Origin of the sequence: Micromonospora citrea, assembly GCF_900090315.1 — a bacterium.
Lineage (GTDB): Bacteria > Actinomycetota > Actinomycetes > Mycobacteriales > Micromonosporaceae > Micromonospora > Micromonospora citrea.
Window position 1 is genome coordinate 3,576,129 of record NZ_FMHZ01000002.1, and the last position, 17,886, is coordinate 3,594,014.

Sequence of the window (17,886 nt, forward strand, 5' to 3'; positions counted from 1 at the left end):
GAGGTTGTCGTACCCCGGCGCTACAGCTGGTTCTGATCCGACGCAGTGGAGGGGGGACCCGTGTCGGTCACCGACGACATGCGGGCGGACTCGCGCTCCGGCGGCGGCCAGGCGTCCCCGCCGCCCCAGCGGGACGGCCAGTTCGACAAGACCCCGCCGCAGGACGTCGCCGCCGAGCAGTGCGTCCTCGGCGGCATGCTGCTCTCCAAGGACGCCATCGCCGACGTCGTCGAGATCCTCAAGACGAACGACTTCTACCGGCCGGTCCACGCCACGATCTTCGACACCATCCTGGAGATCTACGGCCGAGGTGAGCCCGCCGACTCGATCACCGTGGCGGCGGCACTGGCCGACTCCGGTGACCTGGTCCGCATCGGCGGCGCCCCCTATCTGCACACGCTGATCGCCAGCGTGCCGACCGCCGCGAACGCCGCCTACTACGCGCGGATCGTCAGCGAGCGGGCCGTCCTGCGGCGCCTCGTCGAGGCCGGCACCAAGATCGTGCAACTGGGCTACGGCACGGCCCAGGGCGGCAGCCGCGACGTCGACGACATCGTCGACCTCGCCCAGCAGGCGGTCTACGACGTCACGGAGCGCCGCGTCAGCGAGGACTTCGCCGTGCTCGCCGACATGCTTCAGCCGACGCTCGACGAGATCGAGGCGGTGGGCGCCCAGGGCGGCATGATGACCGGCGTCCCCACCGGCTTCACCGACCTGGACCGGCTGCTCAACGGCCTGCACGCGGGGCAGCTCATCATCGTGGCCGGAAGGCCCGGTCTGGGTAAGGCGCTCGCGTTGGACACTCCGCTTCCCACGCCGACGGGGTGGACCACCATGGGGGAGGTCGAGGTCGGCGACGAGTTGCTGGGCGCCGACGGTCTGCCCACGAAGGTCACCGCCGCGTTCGAGGTGCGGCACGACCGGCCGTGCTACGAGGTCGAGTTCTCCGACGGGTCGGTGATCGTCGCCGACGGCGAACATCTGTGGAAGACCACCACGCGGGCAGGTCGCCGCGCTGCCCCCGCCAGCCGGCGCGACCACGGGTCCCCCGAGACCGTCGGACGCCTGCGGCAGGCAGCCCTCGGTGAGGGCGGCACGATCACGGAACTGGCCCGTGTGCTCGGTCCGGAGTTCACGCACACCGCGCACCGGGCGGCCCGCGACATCGCCGACGACTCGCCCGTCGTCATGCGCAGGCGCCCGCGTGTGCGCCCGGCCAGGGCCTGTCCGGCCCGCCGCCACCGCCGCCTGTCGGCTCTCGTCGAGCAGTGGTCGGACGCCCTGACGGCTCCGGAGTCGCCGGGCGTGGTGACGACGGAGCAGATCCGGGCGACCCTGCGTACGAACACGGCCGACCGGCGGCTGAACCACGCGGTCGAGAACGCCGCCGCGCTCCGCCTCCCGGAACGGGATCTCCCGCTCGCGCCGTACACGCTCGGGGTGTGGCTCGGCGGCGGCCACACGGCCGAGGGAAGGATCCCGCGCGCGGCGGGTGTCCCGGACGACAAGCGCATCCCCACGGCCTACCTGCGGGCCTCGGAGGCGCAGCGGCGAGCGCTGTTGGCCGGGCTGCTCGACGCCGACGGCACGGTGACCGTCAGCGGGGACGTGCAGTTGACCACAACCTCACCCCACCTCGCCGAAGACGTGTACGAACTGATCGTCAGCCTCGGGTACCGCTGTTCGGTCGCCCGGAGGACCGTCGAGGGGCGTACCGCCGGAAGCTCGAACGCCTTCGACCTGAACTTCACGGCCAGAGACGAGGTCTTCCGCCTGCCGCGCAAGCGGGAGGCACACCGTCTGCGGCGCCGGAGCGAGAGCAACTCCCGGACGGACAGCCGCTTCATCGTCGACGTCCGGCCGGTCCCGAGCGTGCCCGTCCGGTGCGTCACCGTGGACAATTCCGACCACCTCTACCTCGCGGGTCGGGCGATGATCCCGACCCACAACAGCACGGCGAGCATGGACTTCGCGCGCAACGCCGCGATCAGGGCCAACCAGGCGTCGGCCATCTTCTCGCTGGAAATGAGCAAGGTCGAGATCGTCATGCGGCTGCTGTCGGCCGAGGCGCGCGTGCCGCTGCACGTCCTGCGCAGCGGCCAGCTCTCCGACGACGACTGGACCAAGCTCGCCCGCTGCATGGGCGAGATCAGCGAGGCGCCGCTCTTCGTCGACGACACGCCCAGCATGAACCTGATGGAGATCCGGGCCAAGGCGCGTCGGCTCAAGCAGCGGCACGACCTCAAGCTGATCGTGGTCGACTACCTCCAGCTGATGACCTCCCCGAAGCGCACCGAGAGCCGGCAGCAGGAGGTCGCGGACCTGTCCCGTGGCCTGAAGCTGCTCGCCAAGGAGGTCGAGTGTCCGGTCATCGCGGTGAGTCAGCTGAACCGTGGCCCGGAACAGCGCACCGACAAGCGACCCCAGTTGTCCGATTTGCGTGAAAGTGGCTCAATTGAGCAGGATGCCGACGTTGTCATCCTGCTGCACCGCGACGACTACTACGACAAGGAGTCGCCGCGGGCCGGGGAGGCGGATTTCATAATTGCCAAGCACAGAAATGGTCCGACCGACACGGTGACGGTGGCGGCGCAGCTGCACCTGTCGCGCTTCGTGGACATGGCCATCGTGTGAGGCAGACAGGGGCCCGGATGGCGGAGGCTGCGAGGGCCGACGCCATTGCGCGCGCGCTCGCCGGCGAGAGTCTCACCAGCATCGCCCACTCGAACGGCGTGTCTCGGCAGGCGATTCGTGGCCTTTTGCGGCGTCGAGGGATACCGGCGAGAATCGTCGGCAAGCTGACGGAGGACCAACGCTCCGAGGTTCTCCAGCGTTACCAGGCGGGAGCGTCGTTAGGGCAACTCGCCATGGCGTACGGCATCACCGAGCCTGCCGTGCGCGGTCTCGTCACCCGGCGGGGTGTGCCTCTTCGGCGTGTCGTCCACACTCTCCGGCACGAGGCATTCGACGAGTTGACTTCCGATGCCTGTTACTGGATCGGCTTCCTGTTCGCCGACGGGTCGATCAGTTACCGGCCGAAGCACATCCCACAGATCTCGGTGGGGCTCGCGGAACGCGATCGAGCGCACCTGGCCAAGCTCCGTACCTTCCTCGGTTCCACAAGCGCCATCTCGGCGCCCAACCCGGCCCACCACTCGTGCCAGTTCTCGGTCCGTTCCCACCAGTTGGCTGACCGGCTCGTCACGTTGGGGCGGTACGAGGGGCCGACCGACGCTCGGCTGGTGGAGTCGCGTGACTTTTGGCGGGGTGTGGTCGACGGGGACGGGTCGATGGGCCTCTACCGCCGATCGCGATCTGCTCCGGCCACCATGCCTCAGTTTCGATTGGTGGGCCGACAGCATGTGCTCGAGGAGTTCCTCGGCTTCCTGAGGACCCAGGGGACGAGCGGTCTGTCGGTACGACCGCACAAGTCGATACACACCGTGGGGACCACGTGTGGCCCGGCGGAGAGGATCGTCACGCTGCTCTACTCCGGTGCCACCGTCGCACTTGCACGCAAGGCAGAGATGGCCGAGCGGATTATGGCGGCAGCTGCCAGCTCGGAGCGGCGAAGCTGAACGACCGCCGCCCCGGCAATACCGGAACCGGTCAGCCCAGCAGGGGGAACCAGCCGGCGACCTCGCCGAGTTCGAGCTTGTCGTGATCGGTCAGCGGCACCCGGCCGGTCGCCTTGAGCAGGTACTCCGCGTCGCTCCACGCGGCCGGGCGGACGGCGTCGTCGCTGAGCATGCCGTCCACCGTGGCCACCGCGACCCGCGTGGCGAGCACCCCGGGCAGGGGCGCGTCGGGCAGGTCGAGGACCAGGTCCAGGTGGTGAACGACGGCCTCGGTGGTCAGCGTGGCGAGCAGGTCCGGCACCCGCAGCACGTGCCCCTGGGTGGTCACGCAGCCGTCCGGGTCGGCGCGGGCCGCGGCGCGTACGGCGGCGGGGGCGGTGTCGGTCCAGAGCCGGACGATCCCGCTCGGTCGGTCGAAGGCGGCGGCGGAGCGGCGGGCCCACCAGGCGTGCCGGGCGGCGGCCCCGTCCTGGCCGCCGGGCGGGAACTTGCGCCAGTAGCTCACGTCGTCCACGTCGGGCGGGCCCTCGACGGGGCTGGCGAGCGCGACCAGTGCCCGCTGGGCGTCGCAGAGCACGTGGAAGAGCAGGTCCGCGACGAGCCAGCCCCGGCACCGGGTGGGCCGTTGCAGGTCGGCGTCGTCGAGGTCGGCGACGACCCGGGTGACCCCGTCGTACGCCTGCGCCAGCGCGAGGTGCTGCCCGTGGTGCGTCATGGGGTGCAGCGTCGCACGACCGCCGCGAGCCGGCACGGCGGCACCGGCCAAGCGGTGGCGCGGCGAAGCGGTGGCGCGGGGCACGGATGCGGCCACGGGTGACCGGGCCGGTCGAGGCCGGCCCGGTCGACGGAGTGGCTCAGCCGAACATCTCGTCCAGGAAGCTCTTGTGCTTCTTGCGCTTGTAGTGCCCGTGGTAACCGTGGTGCTGCTGACCGTGCCCGTAGGCGGGGGCCGGCGGGTAGCCGTGCGCCGGGGGCGGCGGCGGGGGGACGGCGCCGTAGCCCGGCTGGTGCGGGGCGGGGGCGGGCGGCGGGGGCGGCGGGGGCGCGTAGCCGCCCTGCTGGTGACCCGGCTGGCCGGGGTAGCCGCCCTGCTGGTGGGTGGGCTGCGCGGGGGCGCCGCCCTGCTGACGGTTCCAGTTGGCCTCGGCCTCGAACAGCTTCTCCAGCTCGCCGCGGTCGAGGAAGATCCCCCGGCACTCGCCGCACTGGTCGATGACGACGCCGCTGCGCTCGTACTGGCGCATTTCTCCGTGACACTTGGGACAGGTCAGGCTCATCCTCCGACCGTACCCGCTCCGGTCACGCGGTCGCTGTCAGCGCTTCGGTGACTTCGGAGTCGGCGACCTCGTGGAAGTCCTCGTAGTAGGCGCTCACCGCCATGAACTCCGGCGGGTGTTGCGCGCAGACGACCTGGTCGGCCTCGGCGGACAGCATCTCGTACGCCTCCTGCGAGCCGACCGGGACGGCGACAACGACGCGGCGGGCGCCGAGGTGGCGGGCGACCTGGACGGCGGCGCGGGCGGTGGCCCCGGTGGCCAGACCGTCGTCGACGATCACGGCGGTGCGCCCGGTCAGGTCCAGCGGCGGCCGTCCGGCGCGGTAGAGCTGTTCCCGCCGTTCCAGTTCGGCCTGCTCGCGGCGGCGCACCTCGGCGATGTCGTCGGCGCCGAGTCGGCTCGCCACGACGTCGTTGAGCACCTGCACGCCGCCGGGGCCGAGCGCGCCGAAGGCCACCTCGGGCGCCCACGGCATGCCGAGCTTCCGGACGACCAGCACGTCCAGGGGCGCGCCGAGACGCTCGGCGACCACCCGGGCCACCGGCACGCCGCCGCGTACCAGCCCGAGCACGATGACTTCCGGTTCGCCGACGAGGGCGGTGAGCCGGTCGGCGAGCGTCCGGCCCGCCTCTTCGCGGTCGCGGTAGGTGGTCATGCCTCAGGTCTACGCCGTGTCGCCGTCCTTCGCCCGCCAGTTGCCGGAACCGGGGTGCCTTAGCGCGGCGGCCCAGACCAGGAGGGCGAGCGGGTAGAGCAGGTAGCCGAAGCGGGTCGAGGGCATCAGCAGAATCGCGGCGAGCAGCCCGTACCCGCAGATCAGCGCGGCGGCGACGGCGGTGCGGGGCGGGCGGCGGGCGAGCCGGACGGCGATCGCCAGCCCGGCGGCGAGCAGCAGGGCGGCGGCGACGGTGCGGCCGGCGGGCAGCGTGGTGGCGATCAGATGGCCGGGGAACGGCGACTGCGCCGGGCTGGTCACCAGGCCGTGTCCGAGCGGGAAGCGGAGCACGTTCTCGACCAGCGCGTCGCGGTCGACGAGCAGGGCCGGGAGGAGGGCGGCGGCGGGCAGGCCGAGCGCTCCCGCCGCCACCCGCAGGCCGGCTCGCCGGGTCATGCCCCAGATGATCAGCACGAGGGCGACCGGCCAGGCGAAGAGCTTCAGTGCCCCGGCCAGGCCGACGGCGACCCCGGCCCGGCCGGGGCGGCCGGTGGCGGCGAGGGCCAGCGCGAGCAGGCAGAGCGCGAGGACGGGCAGGTCGTCGCCGCCGGTGGCCAGGGTCAGCGCGCAGACCGGCAGCACGGTGGCGGCCTGTACGCCCCGGAGCACGGCGGCGCCGGTCGTGTCGTGGCCGGCGGGGCGGTCGCGGCGGGCCAGGGCGCGGACCGCCAGGAGCAGCGCCAGCGCGGTGCCGACCGCGAACCAGACGCGGGCGTCGGTCCACCAGGCGTCGACGGCGGCCCGGGGCAGCCCGAACAGGGCCATCCCCGGTTGGTAGGGGGTGTAGCCGAGCAGTTGCTCGCCGGGTGGCAGGGCGGCGATGGCGTCGTGCCCGAGGTACGGCGTGCCGGTGTCGACCAGCCGTCGGCCGGACTCCTCGACGACCAGCACCTCCTCCTGCGCGCGGTCGGTGCGCCCGCCGGCCCGCTCGACGCTCTGCCAGGCCAGGGGCAGGAGGGCGGTGGCGAACCAGGCGAAACCGGTGACCGCCCAGCGGGCCCGCAGGCCGGTCAGCGGCGCTCGGGGGTCGCGTCGGCGCAGCAGGAGTTGGCCGGTCGCCGCGAGGGCGGCGACGAGGTACCCGATGGCGGCGACGCCGCCCCAGGCCCGGTGCGGGACCAGGGTGGACGTGGCGGCGGTGATCGCGGCGAACGCGGCCGACACGGCGTACAGGCCGAGGTCGAGGGCGAGGCCGCCGGCGGCGGAGTCGAGGGCCCGCCAGCCGCGGCGGGTGGTCGGGGCGGCGGTCACGCGGGCCAGTCTGGCAGACCCGGCGCTCCGGCCCGGGGCGGCGGTCAGGCGGGCAGGTGGCGGTCGGTGCGGCCGCGCCCGCCCTGCCGGCGGCCGGGGGCGAGCCGGATCACCGCGCCGGTGTCGTGCAGCGGTGGCGCGAGCGCGCCGGGGCTGCCCCCGGAGCCGCGCCGGAACGCCGTGAGGAGCGTGCCCGCGGGCATCGGTCGGGCGAAGAGGTGGCCCTGGCCGGCGGTGCAGCCCAGCTCCCAGAGCGCCCGGCGCTGCGGCTCGCTCTCCACCCCCTCGGCCACCACGTCGAGGCCGAGGCTGCGGCCCAGGTCGAGGGTGGATCGGATGACGGCGGCGGCCTCGGCGGAGCTCTCCATGGCGGTGACGAAGCTGCGGTCGATCTTCAGTTCGTGCACGGGGATGCGGGAGAGCAGGGACAGTGAGGAGTAGCCGGTGCCGAAGTCGTCGAGCGCCAGCCGGATCCCCTCGTCCCGCAGCCGGGTGAGGACCCGGTCGACCACGTCGAGTTGGCTGAGCGTGAGCGTCTCGGTCAGCTCCAGCACCAGCCGGTCGGGGGGCAGGTCGTGGGCCCGCAGCCGGGCCAGCACCGACCCCGGGAACCGGGCGTCGAGCAGGCTGCGCGGGGAGACGTTCACCGCCACCGGCACGTCGAAGCCGGCGTCGCGCCAGGCACGCGCCGCGATGAGCGCCTGGTCGAGGATCGCCTCGGCGAAGGCCGGCAGCAGGCCCGAGCGTTCCACCGCCTCCAGGAAGCGCAGCGGATCGATCACGCCGTGGACCGGGTGGCGCCAGCGGGCCAGGGCTTCCGCGCCGGTGACCAGGCCGGAGCCGAGGTCGACGATGGGTTGGAAGTTGACGGTGAACTCGTGGTCGGCGACGGCGCGGGGCAACTCCCCGCCGAGGGTCAGCCGGCCGAGGTCGGCGGTGTCCCGGGTCGGGGCGTACGTCGAGATCCGCTGCCCGGCCCGTTTCGCCTGGTACATCGCCACGTCCGCGCGGCGCAGCAGCTCCGCCACGCCGCCGGTGGCGGGCGCGGCGGCGATTCCGCCGCTCGCCTCGACGCTGATCCGCATGCCGTCCAGGTCGAAGGGCTCGTGCAGGGCGGCGAGCAGGGTCTCCGCGCGGTGCGCGGCCACCGCCGGGGCCGGCAGACCCCGCAGGAGTACGGCGAACTCGTCGCCGCCCAGCCGGGCCACCAGGTCGCCCTCCTGGGCGGCGGCGCTCAACCGCTCGGCGACCTGCACCAGGACCTGGTCCCCGGCGGCGTGCCCGAGGGTGTCGTTGACCTCCTTGAAGTGGTTGAGGTCGATCAGCACCAGCGCGGTCACTCCGTCGGCGTGCCGGGCGTGGAGGTGTTCGGTGCCCTGGTCGAGCAGGTGGCGGCGGTTGGCCAGCCCGGTCAGCGCGTCGTGGGTGGCGGCGTACGCGTGCTCGTCGGCGATCCGGGCCAGCTCGGCGTACGCCCGGGCGTTGCGCACCGCCGTGCACAGCGCCGAGGCGAAGGTGCGCAACGTGTACTGCTCCCGCTCGGAGAGCCGCACCGGCCCGCGGAAGCGCAGGCGCAGCACGCCCACGTCGGCCGTCCGGTCGTGCCCCTCCAGCGGGGTCGGGACCACGGTGCCGTCGACCGTGGTGGGCTCGCCGGCCGGCCCGTCGTGCGTGATGCCGCCCGCCCCGCCGCGCACGGTCCGGCCGTCGCGCAGCTCGACCTCGACCTCGTCGGCGGAGAACAGCTCGGCGGCCTGGGTGACCGCCGTGGTGAGGACCTCGTCGAGGTCGACCACGTTGAGCGCGTCGGTGGTGCGGGCCAGCCGCTGCCACGCCTGCTGCTCGGTGCGGGCCTTGACCCGGTTGGAGTAGAGCAGGTGGAGGCTGAGCACGAGGGGCGGCACGGCGAGCAGGAGTCTGGGGTCGGCGCGCAGGATGAAGAGCGTGGTCACGATGAGGGCGAAGCGCGCCACCATGCTCGTCAGCCGCATCCCCAGGTCCTCCCGGAAGAGATGCGCGAGCCCGGTGCCGGTGGCGAGCGCGATGACCGGGAGGGTCAGCAGCTCGTCCAGGACCACGGCGACCGCGTAGGCGAGCCCGATCAGCCCGACCACACGGGTGAGGTCGGCGGGCGCCGGTGGCCATCCGGCCGCGTGGAGCGTCACCCCCGCGCCCGTTGCCAGCAGCATGCTCTTGGCTACTCCGAAGGCGGCCTTCAGCGGTGGGAGCTTGATGAGCACGAGGGCGATCGCCACTCCGACGCCGGTGGTCAGGACGACCAGCGGCGTCGGCGCGACCGCCAGGCTCAGGATGATCGCCGTCTCGCTCCAGGAGATGGCGTGGACGGTCGCGCGGATCCGGATGCGCCACTTGATCGTCACACCCAGGGCGGCCATGAAGATCAGGCTGACGCTGAGCGCCAGGTCTTCACCCGACAGGTCGAGTCGCGTCAGCCTGTGCAGGGAGACGACCGCCGCGGCCGTGGCCACAACGCAGACGAGGCCGAGGTGCAGCGTCAGCCGCCGCTCGGCCTCTGTCTCGCCCGCGTTCGGTCGTGTCACCGCACCCCCGACTGCCGCCCGCCCTCTGTGGGCAGACGCAAAGGCTACCTACGGTCACTCGACGACCACAATCCTCTTACTGCCACTCGTGTGCCGACATGGCCTTGTCCCTCCTGGTCGAAAACCCAACTCAGCTACGGCTACGGGCACAGCCTAGGTGTGGTTAAGGCAATTTTGGAGGGATATATGTAACTATGAGCAATGGATGAGAATCGCGAGACTTGTCGTGACTTTCTGTTTCCGTATCGGGACGCAGTGCTGTACTTCTAACTGCCTCCGGTTAACACCAGATAATCGCTCAGTGTCCGCCTCCGCGCTTCGAAACCGAAGAGCCCGCAGACCCGATCATGGTCGCGTCGCGAACCGGCCGGCGCTGCCTCGACGCGTTCCGTGGCGGCGTAATTGCTCGCGTTGTCCGGCAGCCCATATCCCATGGGTGGCCCGCCTTGTCGTCGTTGCCGTCATTGCCGCTCGACCAGCGCGAACCGACGCGCATCGGTCGGGGGGATTGTGTCATTCATCCGGGACCGCTAAGTGTCCTCCGTTCGATCGGTCGCGACTGTTCGTTCATATGTTCGGGCGAGGTCGCTCTCGGTAATGAGCTTCTCGCCCGGTGGTGCCGTTCGCCTTACGTATTCGGTCGTGTCCCGTCGGCGTCGAGAGCCGGACCGAAGCCCAGGAGCGTCGGCGGGCGACGATCCCGCCGTACGGCGATAGGCTCGCGGCCGTGACCGATTCCGCGCAGCTCACCCACGTCGACCACGCCGGCGCGGCCCGGATGGTCGACGTCTCCGCCAAGGCGGTCACCGGCCGCCTGGCCGTCGCCGCCGGCCGGCTCCGCACCACGCCGGAGGTGATCGAGTTGTTGCGCCGCGACGGTCTGCCCAAGGGCGACGCGCTGGCGGTCGGTCGGCTCGCCGGCATCATGGGCGCCAAGCGCACCCCGGACCTGATCCCGCTCTGCCACCCGATCGCCCTGCACGGCGTGACGGTCGACCTGACGCTCACCGACGACACCGTGGAGATCGCCGCCACGGCGCGGACGGCGGACCGCACAGGCGTGGAGATGGAGGCGCTGACGGCGGTGGCCGTCGCCGGGTTGGCGCTGGTCGACATGGTGAAGGCGGTCGACCCGGCGGCGAGCGTCGACGCCGTCCGGGTGCTGCGCAAGGAGGGCGGCAAGACCGGCGGGTGGGTCCGCCCCGAGGACCGGCAGTGATCCGGGCGCGGGTGGTGGTGGCGTCGAACCGGGCCGCCGCGGGGATCTACGCCGACACCAGCGGCCCGCTGCTGGTCGCCGGGCTGCGCGAACTCGGCTGCGAGGTGGACGGGCCGGTGGTGGTGCCCGACGGCGATCCGGTGGGCGAGGCGCTGCGGGCGGCCCTGACCGACGGCGTGGACGTCGTCGTGACCAGCGGCGGCACCGGGATCAACCCCTCCGACCGCACCCCCGACGTGACCCGGGCGCTGCTCGACTACGAGGTCCCCGGCATCGCCGAGGCGATCCGGGCGCACAGCCGGGACAGGGTGCCCGCCGCCGCGCTCTCCCGGGGCGTCGCGGGCGTGGCCGGCCGGACGCTGGTGGTCAACCTGCCGGGGTCGACCGGCGGCGCGCGGGACGGACTGGCCGTGCTGGGGCCCGTCCTCGCCCACGCCGTCGACCAGCTCCGCGGCGGCGACCACTGACCCTTCCGTCCGCGCCGCACCCGCTAGGCTCGGCCGGTGAGCACGGAAACCGCACCGGCCGCCGAGCCGGCCGTCGCGCCGCCGCCGGCAGGCTGGGAGGAGGCCCGGTCCCGGGTGTACGCGGTCGGCCTGGCCGCCGCGCTTCCCGCCGTCAGCCGGCCACTCGCCGAGGTCGACGGCCACACCCTCGCCGAACCGTTGACCACGCGTACCGACCTGCCCGCCTTCCCCACCTCCAGCGTCGACGGCTGGGCGGTGCGCGGCACCGGCCCGTGGCGTCCGGTGGGGCGGGTGCTGGCCGGCAGCACCCCGGCGCCGTTGACCGACGACGGAACGACCGTCGAGATCGCCACCGGCGCGATGGTGCCCGAGGGCGCCACCGCCGTGCTGCGCGTCGAGGAGTCCCGGCGTACGCCGGACGGCCGGGTCGAGGGCACGCCGCGGCCGGCACCGGAGTGGCGCGAGCCCGGCGAGGAGGCGTACGCCGGGGAGGAACTGCTCCCCGCCGGCACGCCGGTGGACCCGGCGCTGATCGGCCTGGCCGCCTCGTGCGGGCACGACAGCCTGCGGGTCCGGCGGCAGCCGCGCGCGGCGCTGCTGGTCTTCGGCGACGAGCTGCTGACGGCCGGCCCGCCCGGTGCCGGCCGGGTGCGCGACGCGCTCGGGCCGGCGGTGCCGGCCTGGCTGCGCCGCTACGGCTGCCAGGTGCGCCCGTCGGACGTCGTCGGGCCGGTGGCGGACACCCTCCCCGCGCACGTGGCGGCGCTGCGCGCCGCGCTGGCCACCGCCGACCTGGTCTGCACCACCGGCGGCACGATGCACGGGCCGGTCGACCACCTGCATCCCACCCTGGAGGCGCTCGGCGCCGACTACGTGGTCAACACGGTCGCGGTGCGGCCCGGCTTCCCGATGCTGCTGGCCCGGCTGGCCGACGCCGACGGGCGGGTCCGGTTCGTCGCCGGGCTGCCCGGCAACCCGCAGTCCGCCGTCGTCGCCCTGGTGTCGCTGGTCGCCCCGCTGCTGGCCGGCCTGTCGGGTCGCCCGATGCCGGTGCTGCCGCACGCCACGCTCGCCGAGCCCGTGCGCGGCCGGGGCGGCTACACGCACCTGGCGCTGGTCCGGCTGGACCGGGTCGCCGGCACCGCCCACCCCGTCCGGCACGTCGGCTCGGCGATGCTGCGCGGGCTGGCCGGCGCGGACGGGTTCGCCGTCATCCGCCCCGGCACCTCGGGCGAGCCCGGCGACCGGGTGCCGGTCGTGCCGCTGCCGCTGCTGCCCGGGGAGCGTGCCTGGTGACCGCGCCGGCCACCGACGCGTCGAGCCGATCCGCCGACGCCTCGGGCCACCCGGCCGACGACCGGCCCACCGTCCACGGCGAGGTCACCGACCGGCCGCTCGACCTCGCCGCCCACGAGGCGGCCGTCGGGGACCGGCGGGCCGGCGCGGTCGTGTCGTTCCAGGGCGTCGTCCGCGACCACGACCACGGCCGCGCGGTGACCAGCCTGGAGTACGAGGGCCACCCGAGCGCCGAGCGGGTGCTGCGCGAGGTGGCGGCCGAGATCGCCGCCGACCCCGACGTGTACGCGGTCGCCGTGTCGCACCGGATCGGCCCGCTCGCCATCGGCGACGTGGCCCTGGTCGCGGCGGTCAGCACCGCCCACCGGGCCGCCGCGTTCGCGGCCTGCGCCCGGCTGGTCGACGAGGTCAAGGCGCGGCTGCCGATCTGGAAGCGGCAGGTCTTCGCCGACGGCACCGAGGAGTGGGTGAACTGCCCCTGACGCCGGCCGGCCCGGTCAGCGACGGGCGAGCGCGGCCTGCCGGCTGACCCGGTCGCCGTAGAAGGCCGGCTCGGCGCCGGGCCGCCACGGCAGGGCGGCGACGAGCACGATCAGCGCCAACGCCAGCGAGTTTTCCATCAGGGCGCCGAAGAGGCCGTCCTGGTAGTGCGACACCTCGGGGAGCTGGTGCTCGTAAGGCCAGATCGGCGAGACCAGGAAGAGCAGGTAGAGCCCGACCGCCGCGACGCCGTGCCGGAGCCCGGTGAGGGTCGGGTACCAGATCGGCGGGCGCAGCCCGTTGACGCCCGGCAGCCCGCCGTACTGGCCCTGGCCGGAGCGCTGCGCCGGCCCCCGGCTGGCGTCCCGTCGGCGTACGGCGGCGTCGGCCAGCACGATGATCGCCGGGATGACCCAGACCAGGTGGTGCGTCCAGGAGATCGGGCTGATCACGTTGGTGGTGAGGCCGACCAGCGTGAACGCCGTCAGCTCGTCGCCGTCGGCGCGCGCGTTCGCGGCCCGGGACAGACCGAGCGCCAGCATCAGCACGGCGAAGGACAGCCAGAGCAGGCCGGGCGTCTCGATCGAGTCGTAGAGCCGGGCCAGCAGGCCGGCCAGCGACTGGTTCGGCGTCATGTCGGCCGCCCCGACCCGCTCGGTCTGCCAGAGCACGCCGCCGAAGTAGGCCCGGGACTCGGTGCCGACGACGGCGAAGGAGCCGATGGTCACGGCGACCACCGTGCCGACCGCGGTCGCCGCCGCCCGCCACTGCCGCGTGATCATCAGGTAGACGATGAACAGGGCCGGGGTCAGCTTGACCGCGGTGGCCAGGCCGATGCCGACGCCGGCCCACGCGCCGCTGTAGACGAAGCGCAGCAGCGGGCCGTCGGTCTCGGCGGCGTCGGCCCCGCGGCGGGACCGCCAGCGCAGGCCGATCAGATCGGCCATGATCAGTGCGAAGAGGAGCAGGTTGACCTGGCCGTAGCCGAGGGTCTCGCGGGCCGGTTCGATGGCGACCGCCAGCGGCGTCGCGATCGCGACGGTGTACCAGAGCGGCCAGCCGAGCCGGTCGACGATCGGGCGGAGCAGGCCGGCCAGCACGATCGCCAGGGCGGCGATGCTGGCGAGAGCGTTGACCGTCCCGGCCAGCTCGACCGGCAGGTGCGCCATCGGCAACATGACCAGACCACCGAACGGTGGGTAGGTGAAACCCAGGGTGGTGCCGGGTGCGATGAACTCGTAGAGCTCGTGACCGCTCGCCCACCACACCACCGCGCCGTGGTAGATCTTCATGTCGAAGAAGTTGTACGGCCGCCCGAAGGCACCGATGGCGAGCCATGCGGCGAAGGCGACTGCGGCCACGATGCCGGTCCGTACGACTGTCCTACGATCGATCCCACGCGTTACGCGACGGACTGGGGCGAGGCGGCCCACCCGTCTTCCGACGGTCGCCGGCATGGCGTGGCCACCCCCGTACCAAGGTCGTCCTACCCGTCCAGGTCCTGCACGGAGCCTAGAACGGCGCCTCACGTTAATGCCTCCCGCGTTATGCGACCGTGTCCGATCCCACACATGTTTTTGACATTTCCACCGCGTTAACGCCTACCGGGTGGTTCAGGTGATTCGTGGGCGTTGGCGGGTGGGACCGGCGGAGGGGAGGAATAGACGCAGGTCAGCCGGGGAGTCGTCGGGCCGTCGCTGCCGATCGTACGGCGATTCGGGCCTCTCTGCGGGCGGTACGGACAGCCCGGCGCACGGAACGTCGGGAATGGCCGATCCGGTGACCGGTCCGCCACCGCAGGCCTGGCTTGCCGCCGGTGTCCGCCGCCGCGAGCAGCAGCCCGCCGAAGAGGCCGAGGTTCTTCAGGAAGTGGATCTGGTTGTTGTTGCGCGCCGCGGGGTCGTCGGTGTTCCAGAAGGGATGCCCGGCGATGGTCACCGGGACCAGCGTGCCGGCGAGCACCAGCGCCGCCGGCCGGGCGAAGCGTCCGGTGGCGAGCATCAGGCCGGCGCCGACCTGGACGGCCGCGTTGACGCGGATCAGCGTCTCGGTGTCGGTGGGGATGCGCGGGTCGGCCCTCTCCAGCAGGGGCGTGACCCGGTCGGTCACCGGCTTGGCGGCGGGGACCAGCCGTCCCGGGTTCTTGAAGTTGTGGAACCCGCTGACCACGAAGATGCCGCTCAACATGGCGCGGGCGAGGGAGCGCACGGGTTTCATGGATCAGTCATACCCCGTCACCGGCACGACTACCCCCGCAACCGCCGATCCGGATCGGTCGACGTGGACATCCGCCACGCCGATTCGAGCGACCGTCGCTGATGGACCGGTGACGAGGGGTAACGTCCCCGGCGTGACGACGTTGCGGCTGCGACCCGAGGACCCGGCCGACACCGGCGCGGTCCGTCGGGTGCTGGCCGCCGCTTTCGCCCGGCCCGACGTGGCCACGCCGCCCGAGGTGGAGCTGGTCGACGAGTTGCGCGGCGGCGACGCCTGGGTGCCCGAGCTGGCGATGGTCGCCGAGTACGGCGGCGAGGTCGCCGGCTACGCCCTGTTGACCCGGGTGCGGGTGAGGTCCGACGACGCCACCGCCCCCGCGTTGGCGCTCGGCCCGGTGGCGGTCGCGCCGCACCGGCAGCGGATCGGGCTCGGCGCGGCCGTGGTCCAGGCCGCGCTGGACGCGGCCACCGAGCTGGGCGAGCGGCTGGTGGTGGTGCTCGGCGCCCCGTCCTACTACCACCGGTTCGGCTTCGGCAGGGCCGACCGGATGGGCCTGACCAGCCCCTGGTCCGGCCTCGGCGACCCGTGGCAGGCCCTGGTGCTCCCGCCGACCACCAGTGGCGAGGGCCCCCCGCCCCGGGGCGAGGTCATCTTCCCCCCGCCCTGGTCCAAGGTCTGACCCTCGCGCCGGTCGGGCTCCGGCCGGTCGGTCCGCTCCACCGGGGTCGAGGGTTGGCTGGCGACGCCGGTCCCGGCCCGTCCCACCGGCTCGCCGGGTGGCGCGCGACCGAGGCTGGTCGCGGCCCATCCGACGGCGGAGTCAGGCCGGCTGGGTGCGCAGGTAGCGGCCGAAGTGGGGGACGGTGAAGGCGACCGTGCCGCGTTCGCCCGAGTAGATCAGGCCCTTCTTGATCAGCGCGTCCCGCGCCGGGGAGAGGCTGGCCGGCTTGCGCCCGAGGGCGCGGGCGATCTCCGCCGTCGGCACTGCCGCGTCCATGTCGTCCCGCCCGCCGCCGTCGGTCTCCCCCTCCACCAGGGAGAGGGTGGCCATGACCCGCATGTACTCGCGCTCGGCCGGGGTGGCCCGTTCGAACCGGGAGCCGAAGAAGCCGACCGCCAGCTCGGCCTCCGCCTCGGGCGCGGCGACCCGCACGTCGGCGGCGGTGATCGGCGAGCGGGGCGCGTGGTCCCAGGTCGCCTTCCCGTACGCCTGGACGAAGTAGGGGTAGCCGCCGGACTTCTCGTAGAGCAGGTCGAGGGCCTTCGGCTCGTACTCGACCTCCTCGCGCTCGGCCGGCGCGCAGAGCGCCTGGTCGGCGGCGATCCGGTCGAGGCGGTCGATGCGCTGGTAGCGGAAGAGCCGCTCCGAGTAGGACTTGGCCGCGCTGAGCACGGCCGGCAGGTGCGGCAGCCCGGCGCCGACCACGATCAGCGGCGCGCCGAGCTGGGACAGCTCGTGGCAGGCGGCGCAGAGGGCGGAGACGTCCTCCGGGCCGAGGTCCTGCATCTCGTCGATGAAGATCGCGATGCCGGTGCCGACGTCGGCGGCGACCGCGGCGGCGTCGGTGAGCAGCTCGACGAGGTCGATCTCGATGTCGCCGGAGTCGGCGCGGCCGCTGGCGGCGGGTACGTCGATGCCGGGTTGCCACCGGTCGCGCAGCTTCGGGGCGGCGTTGCCGCGGCCGGCCGGCGCGGTGCGCTGGGCGAACGCCCTGAGCACGCCGAGGAAGGTGTCGATCCGGTCGGGGGCGCGGTGGCGGGGAGCCAGCTCCCGGACGGCCATGTGCAGCGCGGCGGCGATCGGGCGGCGCAGCGACTGGTCCGGCCGGGCCTCGATCTTGCCGCTGCCCCAGAGGTGGTTGATCGCCTGGGAACGGAGGGTGTTGAGCAGCACCGTCTTGCCGACGCCGCGCAGGCCGGTGAGCATCAGGCTGCGTTCGGGCCGGCCCCGGGCGATGCGCTCCAGCACGACGTCGAAGACGTCCAGCTCGCGCCCCCGCCCGGCCAGCTCGGGCGGGCGCTGGCCGGCGCCCGGGGCGTACGGGTTGCGGACCGGATCCACGCATCGCACAGTATCGGGCCGTCTAGCTGCGGGGCTAGACATCCGTAGATGGGGGAATCGGCGTGTCGGGCCGTCGTCGGAGACCCGGGATCGGCGTCGAGACAAAACTAGGGCTGTCTAGCGTCCATGCTAGACAGCCCTAGTTTTGGCGATCAGCGCTTCTTCAGGCAGAGCACGTAGTCCAAGGCGTTGATCGAGTTGTTGTGCACGTAGTTCGCCGTCGACTCCGGCGCCCGGGTCTTGCACCGGTCCCCGTCGGTCGTGCCGGGGATGCGCAGCAGCACCTCGTACGTGTTCGGGCCGCAGGGCACCTTCCGCAGCTCGGCGTCGGTGGCGGTGCCGTCGTTGACCACGCAGTCGCCCTTGGCGAAGTCGTCGTCGTCATCCTCGGACGGGCTCGGCTCGGCCGAGCTCGGCTCCGCGCTGGGCTCGTCCGTCGCCCCGGTGCTCGGCGTGGCGGAAGCGCTCGTCGTCGGCGCCGTGACCACCGGCTCGTCCTCGTCGCCGGCCTGCCAGACCGCCCAGCCGGCGATCCCGAGACACGGGCAGAGCAGGAGCACCACCACCAGGCCGATGATCAGGGCGATCTTTCCCCCGCCCTTCTTCGCCGGCGGGGCGGGGGGCACAGTGCCGTAGCCGCCGGGGGGCGGCGGCGCGCCCCACTGGTCACCGGCCACCGGCGCGGGCGTCGGCCCGGCCGGCGGGAACGGCCCGGCCGGCGGGTAGCCGCCCTGCTCCGCCGACGGCTGACCGCCCGGGGGCG

At 73.4% G+C, this 17,886-nt stretch carries 16 protein-coding genes; 7 read left to right on the forward strand and 9 right to left on the reverse strand.

The window, feature by feature from the left end; translation table 11 throughout:
• Positions 1–45: 45 nt before the first annotated feature.
• The gene (dnaB, locus tag GA0070606_RS16375) at positions 46–2,634 is read left to right on the forward strand and encodes a replicative DNA helicase (RefSeq protein ID WP_245724709.1); all 2,589 of its coding nucleotides are present in this window, start codon (positions 46–48) and stop codon (positions 2,632–2,634) included.
• A gap of 17 nt (positions 2,635–2,651) precedes the next feature.
• Positions 2,652–3,578 carry a hypothetical protein gene (locus GA0070606_RS16380; protein ID WP_141721707.1) on the forward strand — a complete coding sequence of 309 codons (927 nt, stop codon included), beginning with the start codon at positions 2,652–2,654 and terminating at the stop codon, positions 3,576–3,578.
• Positions 3,579–3,609: 31 nt separating this feature from the next.
• Here GA0070606_RS16380 and GA0070606_RS16385 read toward each other — a convergent pair whose 3' ends face one another.
• From GA0070606_RS16385 to GA0070606_RS16405, 5 genes are all read right to left on the reverse strand, one after another.
• Positions 3,610–4,293, reverse strand: coding sequence for a maleylpyruvate isomerase N-terminal domain-containing protein (locus tag GA0070606_RS16385; protein WP_091100612.1), 684 nt, complete (start codon positions 4,291–4,293; stop codon positions 3,610–3,612).
• Positions 4,294–4,432: 139 nt separating this feature from the next.
• Positions 4,433–4,855 carry a TFIIB-type zinc ribbon-containing protein gene (locus tag GA0070606_RS16390; RefSeq protein ID WP_091100616.1) on the reverse strand — a complete coding sequence of 141 codons (423 nt, stop codon included), beginning with the start codon at positions 4,853–4,855 and terminating at the stop codon, positions 4,433–4,435.
• 22 nt (positions 4,856–4,877) lie between these two features.
• Positions 4,878–5,510, reverse strand: a complete 633-nt coding sequence (locus GA0070606_RS16395; RefSeq protein ID WP_091100620.1) for a phosphoribosyltransferase — start codon at positions 5,508–5,510, stop codon at positions 4,878–4,880.
• Positions 5,511–5,519: 9 nt separating this feature from the next.
• Positions 5,520–6,821 carry a glycosyltransferase 87 family protein gene (locus GA0070606_RS16400; protein ID WP_176737337.1) on the reverse strand — a complete coding sequence of 434 codons (1,302 nt, stop codon included), beginning with the start codon at positions 6,819–6,821 and terminating at the stop codon, positions 5,520–5,522.
• Positions 6,822–6,865: 44 nt separating this feature from the next.
• Positions 6,866–9,382 carry a putative bifunctional diguanylate cyclase/phosphodiesterase gene (locus GA0070606_RS16405; RefSeq protein WP_425413054.1) on the reverse strand — a complete coding sequence of 839 codons (2,517 nt, stop codon included), beginning with the start codon at positions 9,380–9,382 and terminating at the stop codon, positions 6,866–6,868.
• A gap of 727 nt (positions 9,383–10,109) precedes the next feature.
• Between GA0070606_RS16405 and moaC the strand changes: the two genes are divergently transcribed.
• The 4 genes from moaC to GA0070606_RS16425 are packed head-to-tail and all read left to right on the forward strand — an operon-like array spanning position 10,110 to position 12,846.
• Complete coding sequence (gene moaC / locus GA0070606_RS16410) at positions 10,110–10,601, forward strand: cyclic pyranopterin monophosphate synthase MoaC (RefSeq protein ID WP_091100624.1); 492 nt, start codon at positions 10,110–10,112, stop codon at positions 10,599–10,601.
• A complete protein-coding gene (locus tag GA0070606_RS16415; RefSeq protein ID WP_091100627.1) occupies positions 10,598–11,068 on the forward strand; it encodes a MogA/MoaB family molybdenum cofactor biosynthesis protein in 471 nt (156 codons plus the stop codon). The genes moaC and GA0070606_RS16415 overlap by 4 nt, the downstream gene beginning before the upstream one ends.
• A gap of 36 nt (positions 11,069–11,104) precedes the next feature.
• Positions 11,105–12,364: a molybdopterin molybdotransferase MoeA gene (locus GA0070606_RS16420; protein ID WP_091100631.1), complete on the forward strand. Its 1,260-nt coding sequence runs from the start codon at positions 11,105–11,107 to the stop codon at positions 12,362–12,364.
• Complete coding sequence (locus GA0070606_RS16425; RefSeq protein WP_245724710.1) at positions 12,361–12,846, forward strand: molybdenum cofactor biosynthesis protein MoaE; 486 nt, start codon at positions 12,361–12,363, stop codon at positions 12,844–12,846. The genes GA0070606_RS16420 and GA0070606_RS16425 overlap by 4 nt, the downstream gene beginning before the upstream one ends.
• 15 nt (positions 12,847–12,861) lie before the next feature.
• Here the strand turns inward: GA0070606_RS16425 and GA0070606_RS16430 are convergent, their stop codons facing one another.
• Positions 12,862–14,301: a glycosyltransferase 87 family protein gene (locus GA0070606_RS16430; protein ID WP_091100634.1), complete on the reverse strand. Its 1,440-nt coding sequence runs from the start codon at positions 14,299–14,301 to the stop codon at positions 12,862–12,864.
• Between the two features lie 214 nt (positions 14,302–14,515).
• Positions 14,516–15,061, reverse strand: coding sequence for a DoxX family protein (locus tag GA0070606_RS16435; RefSeq protein WP_091100638.1), 546 nt, complete (start codon positions 15,059–15,061; stop codon positions 14,516–14,518).
• Between the two features lie 133 nt (positions 15,062–15,194).
• Between GA0070606_RS16435 and GA0070606_RS16440 the strand changes: the two genes are divergently transcribed.
• On the forward strand, positions 15,195–15,740 hold the full coding sequence (locus GA0070606_RS16440) for a GNAT family N-acetyltransferase (protein WP_245724711.1): 546 nt from the start codon (positions 15,195–15,197) through the stop codon (positions 15,738–15,740).
• Positions 15,741–15,881: 141 nt separating this feature from the next.
• Here GA0070606_RS16440 and GA0070606_RS16445 read toward each other — a convergent pair whose 3' ends face one another.
• Positions 15,882–17,123 carry an ATP-binding protein gene (locus GA0070606_RS16445; RefSeq protein WP_091100646.1) on the reverse strand — a complete coding sequence of 414 codons (1,242 nt, stop codon included), beginning with the start codon at positions 17,121–17,123 and terminating at the stop codon, positions 15,882–15,884.
• 152 nt (positions 17,124–17,275) lie between these two features.
• Entirely contained in the window at positions 17,276–17,704 is a 429-nt protein-coding gene (locus GA0070606_RS33885; protein ID WP_091107814.1) for an LppU/SCO3897 family protein, read from the reverse strand.
• Between the last annotated feature and the right edge of the window lie 182 nt (positions 17,705–17,886).